The organism is Nitrospirillum guaranorum (assembly GCF_034653275.1).
In the GTDB taxonomy this organism is placed as follows: domain Bacteria; phylum Pseudomonadota; class Alphaproteobacteria; order Azospirillales; family Azospirillaceae; genus Nitrospirillum.
In genome coordinates this window covers 123939-135514 of record NZ_JAYEES010000004.1, presented here as the reverse complement: position 1 = coordinate 135514, position 11576 = coordinate 123939, and the positions used below count along the sequence as shown (strand labels likewise).

At 68.5% G+C, this 11576-nt stretch carries 9 protein-coding genes; 8 read left to right on the top strand and 1 reads right to left on the bottom strand.

What is annotated here, in order from left to right; all coding sequences use genetic code 11:
• The first annotated feature begins 84 nt into the window (after positions 1-84).
• Both UAJ10_RS22355 and UAJ10_RS22350 read left to right on the top strand, forming a co-directional pair.
• Positions 85-741 carry an alpha/beta hydrolase gene (locus UAJ10_RS22355; RefSeq protein WP_004271979.1) on the top strand — a complete coding sequence of 219 codons (657 nt, stop codon included), beginning with the start codon at positions 85-87 and terminating at the stop codon, positions 739-741.
• A gap of 70 nt (positions 742-811) precedes the next feature.
• Complete coding sequence (locus tag UAJ10_RS22350; protein ID WP_322917477.1) at positions 812-1648, top strand: substrate-binding periplasmic protein; 837 nt, start codon at positions 812-814, stop codon at positions 1646-1648.
• Between the two features lie 184 nt (positions 1649-1832).
• Here UAJ10_RS22350 and UAJ10_RS22345 read toward each other — a convergent pair whose 3' ends face one another.
• Positions 1833-2591, bottom strand: coding sequence for an SDR family NAD(P)-dependent oxidoreductase (locus UAJ10_RS22345; RefSeq protein ID WP_416235398.1), 759 nt, complete (start codon positions 2589-2591; stop codon positions 1833-1835).
• A 166-nt stretch (positions 2592-2757) separates the two neighbouring features.
• On the opposite strand from UAJ10_RS22345, the gene UAJ10_RS22340 reads away from it, so the two are divergent.
• The 6 genes from UAJ10_RS22340 (at position 2758) to UAJ10_RS22315 (ending at position 11570) form a co-directional block, all read left to right on the top strand.
• Positions 2758-3660, top strand: a complete 903-nt coding sequence (locus UAJ10_RS22340; RefSeq protein ID WP_322917475.1) for an AraC family transcriptional regulator — start codon at positions 2758-2760, stop codon at positions 3658-3660.
• Between the two features lie 126 nt (positions 3661-3786).
• Complete coding sequence (gene tyrS / locus UAJ10_RS22335) at positions 3787-5058, top strand: tyrosine--tRNA ligase (RefSeq protein ID WP_322917474.1); 1272 nt, start codon at positions 3787-3789, stop codon at positions 5056-5058.
• On the top strand, positions 5058-5378 hold the full coding sequence (locus tag UAJ10_RS22330) for a hypothetical protein (RefSeq protein WP_322917473.1): 321 nt from the start codon (positions 5058-5060) through the stop codon (positions 5376-5378). Before tyrS ends, UAJ10_RS22330 begins: the two co-directional genes overlap by 1 nt.
• A 288-nt stretch (positions 5379-5666) precedes the next feature.
• Positions 5667-6854: a hypothetical protein gene (locus UAJ10_RS22325; protein WP_322917472.1), complete on the top strand. Its 1188-nt coding sequence runs from the start codon at positions 5667-5669 to the stop codon at positions 6852-6854.
• Positions 6855-7009: 155 nt separating this feature from the next.
• The gene (locus UAJ10_RS22320) at positions 7010-7900 is read left to right on the top strand and encodes an ABC transporter ATP-binding protein (protein ID WP_322917471.1); all 891 of its coding nucleotides are present in this window, start codon (positions 7010-7012) and stop codon (positions 7898-7900) included.
• A 40-nt stretch (positions 7901-7940) separates the two neighbouring features.
• A complete protein-coding gene (locus UAJ10_RS22315; protein ID WP_322917470.1) occupies positions 7941-11570 on the top strand; it encodes a M1 family aminopeptidase in 3630 nt (1209 codons plus the stop codon).
• Positions 11571-11576 lie beyond the last annotated feature (6 nt).

Below are 11576 nucleotides of genomic sequence, written 5' to 3'. Positions count from 1 at the left end.
GGGCCTTGACGCAGCTGTTTTCCCCCCATGCGGGTTCCAACGGTACGGGTACCAAGCCCCATACAGCAGCGGAAACGGAGCACGATGCCTGAAGTCATCATCAATGGACCGGCCGGCCGGATCGAGGGGCGCTACCTCCACGGCAAGTCGACCAACGCCCCCATCGCCCTGCTGCTGCATCCGCACCCGCAGTATGGCGGGACCATGAACAACAAGGTGGTCTACACCCTGTTCCACGCCTTCGCGCAGCGCGGCTTCTCCTGCCTGCGCTTCAACTTCCGGGGGGTCGGCCGCAGCCAGGGCACCTATGACCGGGGTGAGGGGGAACTGTCGGACGCCGCGTCGGCGCTGGACTGGCTGCAGACCTACAACCCCAACGCCACGGCCTGCTGGATCGGCGGCTTCTCCTTCGGCGCCTGGATCGGCATGCAGCTGCTGATGCGGCGGCCGGAGATCGACGGCTTCGTGTCGGTGGCCCCGCCCGCCAACATGTTCGACTTCAGCTTCCTGGCGCCCTGCCCCTCCTCCGGCCTGATCGTCCACGGCGACAAGGACGAGCTGGTGCCGGACGCGGCGGTGACCAAGCTGGTCAACAAGCTGTCCAACCAGCGGGACATCAAGATCGACTTCAAGAAGGTCGAGGGCGCCAACCATTTCTTCAACGATCGCTCCGACGCGTTGAATGAGGTGGTGGGCACCTACCTGGACAGCAACCTGGGCAAGACGCTTGCCGCCGAGTAAGGACGGCCCGGACTTTTCCCGCATACGTACCCGGCCCGGACAACGCGCCCTGACGGCGGTTTTCCGGGCCGTGGTCCTTCTATCATGCGGCGCCGCGCTGGGTTATGCGCCGGCGGCGTGGGCGGTCATCGATGACGCGCCGCCCCCCAACCCGACGCTGGTGATGGTTTTCGCGGAGCAGCCGCCCGTGTTGAACTGGAACCGCGAGACGCAGCAGCCCTATGGCCCCCTGGTCGACACCATGACCCGCGTGGCCGCCCGCGCCGGCCTGACCCTGGTGTGGCAGGAGCCGTGGACGCGGCGGCGCCTGTTGACCGACCTGGACGCCGGCCGCCAGCCGCTGTGCACCCTGAACTGGGCGTTGACGCCCGACCGGGCCCGTCGTTTCAAATTCACCGATCCCTTGGGGCCGGCGCCGGACTGGGTGCTGGTGGTCCGGGCCAGCGACCCGCGCATCGGCGCCAACCCGACGCCGGCGGACTTGCTGGCCCGCCCGGACCTGGTCTTCGGCTTTTCCGACGGGTCCTGGGCGGACGAACGCTACGTCCAGGCAGGGGGCCAGGCAGGTGGCCAGCCGGGGGGACAGGCCGGAACCCCTGACCGGCCAGGGGCGGCACCCGCGCCCGACGCCCCCAACCGCGAGCGGGTGCGCGGCGGCCAGAGCACCCTGGTGGCCATGGTGGCCAAGGGCCGCATCGACTTCGCCCTTATCAACCGCCTGGCGCTGGACCGCATGCTGGCGGAACGGCACATTTCCCCGGCGGACCTCCGGACCATCCCCGCGCCCGACGCCGGCCCCAGCCAGCCCGGCCGCGTCATGTGCACCCAGTCGACCGCCAGCGCCCTGATCGACCGCCTGAACCAGGCCATCGCCGAAGAGGCGCGCGTGCCCCTGGCCGGCGACTGAGGCCTGGGGCCTTGCGCCAACGGCATTTGACCATGACCGTTCAAATGCCATCCCTCAGTCGCCGGGCGGCCACATCCGTGGCCTGGGCTTCCTCGCGTTTCAGTCCGCTCACGCTCCCCAAAACGCTCCGGCGGACGCAGTCGCGTCCTACAGCGGCATGAGTCGAAATCTCATGCCGCTGGCATTACAGCACCATGCCGCCAGACACCTCGATGCGCTGGCCGTTGACCCAGCGGTTGGCCTCGGTCAGCAGGCCGGCGATCATGGGGCCGATGTCCTCGGGCACGCCGGGGCGGCCCAGGGCGGTCATGTCCGACACCCGCTTGTTGACCTCGGGATTGTCGCGGACGATGCCGCCGCTGAAATCGGTCATGACGGCGCCGGGGGCGACCGTGTTGGCGGCGATGCGGCGCTCGCCCAATTCCTTGGCCAGGTAGCGCGTCAACACCTCGACCGCCCCCTTCATGGCGGCGTAGGCGGCGCTGCCGGGAATGCTGACGCGGGTCAGTCCGGTGGACACGTTCACGATGCGGCCGCCGTCGTTCATGAGGGGAAGCAAGGCCTGGGTCAGGAGGAACACGCCCTTGAAATGCACGTTGTAGAGGGCGTCCAGCTCCGCCTCCGTCGTCGTGGCGATGGCGTTGTGGTGCGAGGTGCCGGCGTTGTTCACCAAGAAGTCGAAGCGCTCCACGCCCCAATCCGCCAGCACGGCCCGGACCTGCTCCGCGAAGCCGCCGAAGGTGGCGGCGGCACCGGTGTCCAGCCGCAGGGCCGCCGCCTTAGCGCCCAGCCCTTGGACCGCCGCCGCCACCTTGTCGGCCTCCGCCCCGTTGGCGTGGTAGGTGAAGATCACGTCCATGCCGTCGCGGGCCAGGGCCAGGACGGTGCTGCGACCCAGGCCGCGGCTGCCGCCCGTCACGATCGCCACCTTGCCCTTTGACATCACTGGATTTTCCGAAGTCATCGCTCATCTCCTTGAGACTGGGTGTTGACCTGGAAGATAGGCGCCGGCCCGTTTCGCTTGAATGCCGGAACCCTGCTCGTTCTTGCCTGATCCTGCTCGGCTTCCCACTTCCTTGGGCAACGGCCCTTTAGCGAGAGTATGGGACATGTTGGACGCCCTGGTTGAGGCGGTGACCCGCTACACGGACGCGCAAAGCGGCACCAGCCCCTATCCCACCGCCATCGACGGCTTCATCGTCATGCGCACCAACCAGCAGAAGCCGCCGTCGCACATCATCCACAAGCCGGCCCTGTGCCTGGTGGTCCAGGGCGCCAAATGGACGGCCTTCGGCGACCGGCGTTATCACTACCGCGCCGGACAGGCCCTGATGGTCAACGTGGAGATGCCGGCCTCCGGCCAGGTCAGCGAGGCCAGCCCCGACAAGCCCTATCTGGGCATCATCATCCAGCTGGACTTGGGCATCCTGCGCGAGGTGTGGGAGGGGCTGGACACCCCATTGCCCGTCAGCGACGCCACTAGGCCCGGCGTCTTCGTCACCGACTTCGACGGGCCGCTGGCCGACTGCGCGTTGCGCGCCGTGCGGCTGCTGGACCGCCCCCAGGCCATCCCGGTGCTGTATCCCGCCATCATGCGGGAGATCTGCTATTGGCTGCTGAGCGGCCCGCATGGCGCGGAGGTGGCGCGCATGACCCTGGCCCAGAACCATACCCAGCGGGTCATCAACGCCATCCACATGCTGCGGGCGCGCTTCACCGACGCCATCCGGGTGGACGAGCTGGCGGCCGTCGCCCAGTTGAGCCCCTCGGCCTTCCATCGGCATTTCAAGGCCCTGACCTCGATGACGCCGCTGCAGTACCAGAAGCGGCTGCGCCTGCTGGAGGCGCGGCGCCTGATGGTTTCGGGTGCGGCCAACGTCGAGGACGCGGCCTTCCAAGTTGGGTATGAAAGCCCGTCGCAGTTCAGCCGCGAATACGCCCGCATGTTCGGCGCCCCGCCCCGGCGCGACACGCAGGCGCTGCGCCGGCTGGAAGGCAGCCGCGCGGCTTGATATCGCCCCGCCATTTTCCGACGAAGAAGCCCGCTGGTTTTGCGGGCCGGCGTTTTATAGGAATGGGGGATGTGGTAACAGACGTCTTCCTTTTCGACAGACGTTTCCAGCTGGCAGAGTTCATCCATGAGCAGCGCGTCCACCCACGCCCCCAAGTCCGAGTTCCTGCGCGTCATGACGGAGCGCGGGTTCTTCCACCAGTGCACCGATATGGAGGCGCTGGACGCCGCCTTCCTGGCGGGACCGGTCACGGGCTATATCGGCTTCGACGCGACGGCGGACAGCCTGCATGTGGGCAGCCTGGTGCAGATCATGATCCTGCGCTGGCTGCAGCGGACGGGGAACCGGCCCATCGCCCTGATGGGCGGCGGCACCACCAAGATCGGCGACCCGTCGGGCAAGGACGAATCCCGCCAGCTGCTGACCAACGACGCCATCGCCCAGAACATCCTGGGCATCCGCAAGCCCATGGACCGGCTGCTGGATTTCAACGACGGCCCCAACGGCGCCATCCTGGCCAACAACGCCGACTGGCTGGATGAGCTGGCCTACATCCCCTTCCTGCGCGACGTGGGCCGCCACTTCACCATCAACCGCATGCTGACCTTCGATTCCGTGAAGACGCGGCTGGACCGGGAACAGCCGCTGACCTTCCTGGAATTCAACTACATGATCCTGCAGGCCTACGACTTCGTGGAGCTGAACCGCCGCTATGGCTGCCAGCTGCAGTGCGGCGGGTCGGACCAGTGGGGCAACATCGTCAACGGCGTGGAACTGGGCCGGCGCGTGTCGCAGGCGGCCCTGTTCGGCCTGACCGCCCCGCTGCTGACCACCGCGTCCGGCGCCAAGATGGGCAAGACCGCCAACGGCGCCGTCTGGCTGAATCCCGAGCGCTTGAGCGACTGGGACTTCTGGCAGTACTGGCGCAACACCGAGGACGCGGACGTGGGCCGCTTCCTGCGGCTGTTCACCGAGCTGCCGCTGGATGAGATCGCGCGGTTGGAGGCCCTGCAGGGGGCCGAGATCAACGAGGCCAAGAAGATCCTGGCCAACGCCGTCACCGCCCTGATGCGCGGTGAGGAGGCGGGCGCCGCCGCCGCCGAGACCGCCCGCCAGACGTTCGAGCAGGGGGCGATGTCCGAAGGCCTGCCCAGCATCGATGTCGGCCTGGCGGAACTGGAGGAAGGCATCCCCGCCTACGCCCTGCTGCTGCGGTCCGGCCTGGCGGGCAGCAATGGCGAGGCCCGGCGCCTGATCAAGGGCGGTGGCGCCAAGGTCAACGACATCCGCATCGCCGATGAGCAGGCCAAGATCACCGCCGCCGACATCACCGACGGCGACATCATCAAGCTGTCGTCCGGCAAGAAGAACCACGCCCTGGTGAAGGTCGTCCGCTGATGCCTCTTCACGTGAACGGGGGCCGGGGCATGATCCTGCGCCTGGTGTTGGTGGGCATGGCGGCCCTGGTCGCCCTGTTCGGCACGCTGGGCGTCGTCGTGGGGTTGCGGGTGTCGGCGGTCCTGCTGGGTATCGGCTTCCTGGCCGCCCTGCTGCGGGTGTGGACCAAGGTGAAGCCGGAGCGGCGCCTGCGCGCCACCCTGCGGCTGGTGCTGTTCTCCGCCCTGATCCTGGTGGTGATCGAGCGGCTGGCGGTGCTGGGCGGCTATGGCGTGCAACTGCATGAGGGCCTGCGCCTGGCCTTCGGCCTGGCGTTCTGATCACCGCCTGTCCATAGGACTCACGGGGCGGCGCGCGCGGCGGCGCCGCCCGTCCGAACGGTATAGGTGCGCCACCTTGCGGGCTGCCACGAACGTGCCAGACTGTGCCGGTGGGTGGTCACCGGGGGCGGCGCCATCCCATGGATAGGCAGGGGCGCCATGTCGGGGGACGGCAGCGATCAGGGGACGGCGACCGCGCGGACGGTCGATACGGCCACAACCGGGGCGGCCATAACCGGGGCGCCCGTAACTGGGGCGTCGGTTTCGGCACCGCCGCCGGCCGGCCCCGTGGCCCGTTCCGTTTACCGTGTCCGCGCCAGCCTGGGCCGGCGCGGAACCATCGCCTGGACCCTGGCGCTGATGTGGCTGGGCACCCTCCGGCACCGGGCGGACGCCGCCGTGGTCGGACGCATCCGCGCCTGGGGACATCGCCTGTCCCTGTTCCTGACCCTGACCGGCCCGCAGGCCGCCGCCGGCACCCTGCGCCACTGGCGCGACCGCATGCTGGACAACGCCGCGCGCCACATGAAGCACCCGCATGGCGCCGGGGCGCGGGCCCACCTGCGCCGCGCGTGGATCGCCCTGGCCGTCCGCGCGGGCTATGCCCTGGACCATCAGGCGAACCGCCTGACCTGGCGCCTGGCGCATACCCTGCGGGTGCTGGAGCGGCAAGCCGCCACCCCGGCCCGCTTGGGTCCACCGCCCCGCAGGGGCCAGGGCGCCCCGTCGCGCCTGGCCGCCCATCTCGCCGCCGGGGCCTGGGGTGTGCTGGAAAGGATGGCCAAGGGCCTGGACGGGGCGGGGCGACTGATTTGGCGGGTCAGCGCGGCCGGCAGGGCGGGAACCGGCCGGTCCGGGCGCGCCATCCTGCGCCTGGGTCGACCCTGGGGCACGGCCGGCCTCGCGCTGCTGCGCCGGTTCCACGCCCGACTGCGGCCGGCGATCGCGTCGGCCCGGTATTGGCTGGCGCACCGTCCGCGCGCCGGAGCTCGCATGGCAGGCGGCAGCCTGCGGATCGCCGCCCGCACCGTTTTGGCCCGCGTCCGCACGTATCCGTGGCGCCGCTTGGGTGCCCGCCTGCTGGTGCCCGCGCAGTGCGCCGCCGGTATCCTGTTCGGCCTTAGTCTGCTGCGCCGGGGCGACACCGTGCACATGCTGGCCGGCGGCCTGCTGGCCACCGCCTTTGTGTTGATGGCCGTCATTTACACGTGGATGCAGGCCCACCAGCCCAAGGCGGAGACGCTGGGGACGGCCACGGCCGAAGAAACGGCCACGCCGACGCCGGTGGCGGAGACGCCCGCCCATACTGCGGACGACCCGCCGCCCCTCGCGGCGCTGGAGGCGGTGGCGCCGCCTGAGATGTCGCCGCCCGAGGCACCCCCGGCCAAGCCCCGGCGCAAGCGGACACGGCGGAAGGCCACGGCGTCGCCGACGCCCGCGCCCGCACTGGTCGGCGACCTCGCGACGGGGGCCTGAGCCGGGGCGAGGCACAAGCATCGGCTGAAATTGGCCCCCCGCCATCGACCCATAATGGCGTTGATTTGCGTCGCCCCTGCAATACCATGAACGCTAACACCCTGATTCACAGGGATGCCCAACCTATGGGAACGAACGCGGGGGATACTGAAACCATGCTGCAGATCGACGGTCTGACGCACACCTATGCCAACGGCGTGCAGGCTCTGCGCGGCCTGACCCTGGACATTCCCCGGGGGATGTTCGGCCTGCTGGGCCCCAATGGCGCCGGCAAATCCACGCTGATGCGCATCGTCGCCACCCTGCAGCAGCCGACGAGCGGCCGCGTCACCTTCGACGGTGTCGACGTGCTGGCAAACCCCCAGCGCCTGCGCCAGGCCCTGGGCTATCTGCCCCAGGAATTCGGCGTCTATCCCCGCGTCTCGGCGGAGGACATGCTGGACCACCTGGCCGTGCTGAAGGGCCTGGCGGACAAGGGGGAACGGCGGGAGCAGGTCACCGCCCTGCTGCAGCAGACCAACCTTTATGATGTGCGCAAGAAGGCCCTGTCCGGCTTTTCCGGCGGCATGCGGCAACGCTTCGGCATCGCCCAGGCCCTGCTGGGCGACCCGCGCCTGATCATCGTGGATGAGCCCACCGCCGGCCTGGACCCGGAGGAGCGCAACCGCTTCCACGGCCTGTTGTCGGAAATCGGGGAGAATGTGGTGGTCATCCTGTCCACCCACATCGTCGACGACGTGGCCGACCTGTGCCCGCGCATGGCCATCATCGAGGGCGGGCAGATCGTGGCCCAGGGCGACCCCGCCGCCCTGATCGAGGGGATGCGCGGCCGCGTCTGGCGCAAGGTGGTCGCCAAGACGGAGGTGGAGGCCCACCGCCAGGCACACCAAGTCATCGCCACCCGCCTGGTGGGCGGGCGCAGTGTCCTGCATGTGCTGGCCGATGCCCATCCGGGCGACGGGTTCGAGCCGGTGCCGGGCGATTTGGAGGATGTCTACTTCGCGGCATTGTACGAGCGGCGCCACCCCGCCGTGCAGGCCGCCTGACCCCCCTTCCCGCCCTTTTGCAAACGGACAGGTCCCGCCCATGGCCGCGCTGTGCCTCATCGCCCGTATCGCCTGGTTCGAGCTGCGCTATCAGCTGCGCCAACCGGCGTTGATCATCAACTTCATCATCTTTTTCCTGATCACCTTCCTGGCCACCACCATCGACCAAGTCCAAATCGGGGGCCGCAGCAACGGCGTCCACATGGACAGCCCGGTCGTGGTCCTGCAGATCGCGGCCATCCTCAGCCTGTTCGGCATGACCATCGGCCTGCGCGGCCTGACCGACCCGGTGCTGCGGGACGCCGACACCGGCATGGCCGGCATCGTGGGGGCCACACCGGTGCGACGCCCGCTGATGCTGACGGGGCGGTTGATCGGCGCGTTCGCGGCCTGCGCCGTCGCGGTTTCGTCCTGCCAATGGGGCATCCTGCTGGGACGCCTGGCCTGGTGGGTGGATCCTGAGCATTTCGGCGCCTTCCGCCCGCTGGACTATCTGTTCGCGCTGGGCGTGTTCAGTCTGCCCAACCTGTTGGTGACGGGCGCCCTGTTCTTCCTGGTGGCGGCGTTCACCCGCCGCCAGATGGCCACCTATGTCGTCATGATCATCCTGATCAGCGGCTACGCCTTGATCAGCAGCGCGATGGCGGAGCCTGCCCGCCGCACCCTTGCCGCCTATATCGACCCGTTCGGCTTGGCGCCGCTGGCCAACGCCACCCGCTACTGGACGGTGGTGGAGCGCAACACGCAATTGCCCGCCCTGGCGGGGGAGTTGTTGGGCAACCGCCTGATCTGGATAAGCGCCGCGCTGGTCCTGTTCGGCCTGGGACTGGCGGCCGATGGCTGGGCGTTGCGCCGCGCCCCCCGCCAGGCCGCCCCAGGCCGGACCACGGATGCCCCCGCATCCCCGGTCCCCCTGCGACCCGTCGCCCCCCGCCTGGGTGCTGGGCGACTTGGGGCTAGGGCCGCCTGGCAAATGCTGCGCCGGCGCCTGGCGTTCGAGGTGGGCGCGACCTTGCGCAGCCCCAGCCTCTGGATCCTGCTGGCGCTCAGCGTCATCAACATGATGGCGACACTGCTGCTGCAGAAAACCTTCTACGGCACCGCCGCCTATCCTGTGACCCGGCTGATGGTGCTGGCGATCCTGGGCACCTTCACCATAGCCCCCTTGACCATCGCCGGTTACTACACCGGCGAATTCGTGTGGCGGGAACGGCAGGCGGGGGTGGCCGAGATCCTGGGTGCCACACCGGCCCCGGGCTGGGTCTTCACCCTGTCCAAGTTCCTGGCGGTGGCCATGGTGCTGGCCGGCCTGTGGCTGGTGGCCATGGTGCCCACGATAGGGATGCAAATCGCCCGGGGACCGGTGCCCATCGAACCCGGCCTGTACCTGAAGCCCCTGCTGGGCATGGCCTTTCCGGACATGCTGATCGTGGCGGCATTGACCCTGTTCGTGCAGGTGCTGTCCCCCAACAAGTTCGTCGGCTATGCCATCATGGTTGTCTATGTCGTCCTGACCCTGGTGGCGCAGCGCCTGGGACTGGAGGACAACCTGCTGCTCTACGGCGGCGCGCCGGACCTGCGGTTGTCGGACATGAACGGCTATGGCCGGTTCCTGCTGGCCCATTCCTGGTTCAACGTCTACTGGGGCATGGCGGCGCTGCTGCTGCTGTTGCTGAGCCATATGCTGTGGCCCCGCAGCCGCACCCTGACCTGGCGCGACCGGGGCCGGGCGCTGGTGACCGGCTGGACCGCCCCCACCCGCGCCCTGGCGGGCGTGCTGCTGCTGGCCTTCATCGGCAGCGGCGTCTGGATCCACCACAACACCCACGTCCTGAACGAATACCGAGACCGGCGGATGACCGAGGACCAGGAGGTGGCGTTCGAACGGACCTACCGCCGGTATGAGACCCTGCCCCAGCCCCGCATCACCAAGGTGTCGGTGGACGTGGACATCTATCCCGAACTTCAGGGTTTTGACGCCCGCGGGCATTACACGCTGGAGAACCGCACCCAGGCGCCCATTGGCCAGGTGCATATGGTGTTGCCCGTGCGCATCACGCTGGAAAAGGCAGCACTGGACGGGGCCAAGCTGACCACCGAAGACCACGCCCTGAATTATTACATCTTCACCCTGGACCAGCCGTTGGCGCCGGGGGAGACGCGCCGGTTGGACTTCGCCATCAGCCAGCGCAACCCCGGATTCACCAACGACGCCGTGGCCCCCCCTGTCGTGGATAACGGCAGCTTCATCGGCTATCGCCGCGCCCTGCCCATCATCGGTTTCGACCGCGCACGCCTGCTGGAGGACAAGTTCAAGCGCCGCCGCCATGGCCTGGATCCCATCGACCGCATGCCCAAGCTGGAGGACCAGAGCCAATGGACGGTGTCGGACCTGGGGCCCGACGCCGACTTCGTGGATTTCGAGACCACCATCTCCACCGTGCCGGACCAGATCGCCATCGCGCCGGGCTACCTGGAAAAGGAATGGACGGCCAAGGACGCGATGGGCTGCGAGCGCCGCTATTTCCACTATCGCACCGACAGCCCCATCGCCCATTTCGAATCCTGGCTGTCCGCCCGCTATACCGTGGCGCGGGACACCTGGGGCGAGGGCGACCACGCCGTGGACCTGGCGGTCTATTACCACCAGCCGCATGCCTGGAACGTGGACCGCATGATGCTGGGCATGAAGCGGGCGCTGACTTACGCCAGCCGGAACTTCGGGCCCTATCAGCACCGGCAGCTGCGGGTGCTGGAGTTCCCGGACTACGCCAGCTTCGCCCAAAGCTTCCCCAACACCGTGCCCTATTCCGAGGGCATCGGCTTCATCACCGACCTGCGGGACAAGACCAAGATCGACCCCGTGTTCTATGTGACGGCGCATGAGGTGGCCCACCAGTGGTGGGGCCATCAGCTGATCGCCGCCAACGTCCAGGGCGGCACCCTGCTGGTGGAAAGCCTGGCGCAGTACACCGCGTTGATGGTGATGGAGCACGAGTACGGGCCCAACCAGATCCGCAAGTTCCTGAAATTCGAACTGGATCGCTACCTGGCCGCCCGCGGGCACGAGGATCTGGAGGAACTGCCGCTGGTGCGGGTGGAGGGTCAGCCCTACATCCACTACCAGAAGGGCTCGCTGGCCCTGTACGCGCTCAAGGACTACCTGGGCGAGGATACGGTGAACCGGGCGCTGGCCCGCCTGCTGAGGGAAAGCAAGGCCCGTACCGATCGCTACGCCCTGTCCACCGACCTGGTGGCGGCCTTGAAGGCGGAGGCGCCGGACCAGACCGACCTGATCAGCGACATGCTGGAAAAGATCGTGCTGTACGACCTGAAGGTCACGGCCTCGCATGCCGAGGCCCTGCCTGACGGGCGGTACAAGGTCAGCGTGACCGTCAGCGCCGCCAAGTTCGAGGCGGACGGCCAAGGCAAGGAGGCGCCCATCCCCTTCATCGCCATGCCCATCGACATCGGCCTGTTCAGCGCCGAACCGGGGAAGGGAGCCTTCGGCGACCAGGACGTCATCCATCTGGCCAAGCACCCGCTCCATTTCGGTGACCAGACCATCGAGCTGGTGGTGGACAGGAAGCCGGCGTTCGTCGGCATCGATCCCTACAACAAGCTGATCGACCGCAATTCCGACGACAACGTGGCGCGCCTGGGCCAATGACGATGT

Bases quoted from the DNA above. Each gene is read 5' to 3' on its own strand.
- UAJ10_RS22355 (WP_004271979.1), top strand. From the start codon at position 85: ATGCCTGAAGTCATCATCAATGGACCGGCCGGCCGGATCGAGGGGCGC.
- UAJ10_RS22345 (WP_416235398.1), bottom strand. From the start codon at position 2,591: ATGTCAAAGGGCAAGGTGGCGATCGTGACGGGCGGCAGCCGCGGCCTG.
- UAJ10_RS22340 (WP_322917475.1), top strand. From the start codon at position 2,758: ATGTTGGACGCCCTGGTTGAGGCGGTGACCCGCTACACGGACGCGCAA.
- tyrS (WP_322917474.1), top strand. From the start codon at position 3,787: ATGAGCAGCGCGTCCACCCACGCCCCCAAGTCCGAGTTCCTGCGCGTC.
- UAJ10_RS22330 (WP_322917473.1), top strand. From the start codon at position 5,058: ATGCCTCTTCACGTGAACGGGGGCCGGGGCATGATCCTGCGCCTGGTG.
- UAJ10_RS22320 (WP_322917471.1), top strand. From the start codon at position 7,010: ATGCTGCAGATCGACGGTCTGACGCACACCTATGCCAACGGCGTGCAG.
- UAJ10_RS22315 (WP_322917470.1), top strand. From the start codon at position 7,941: ATGGCCGCGCTGTGCCTCATCGCCCGTATCGCCTGGTTCGAGCTGCGC.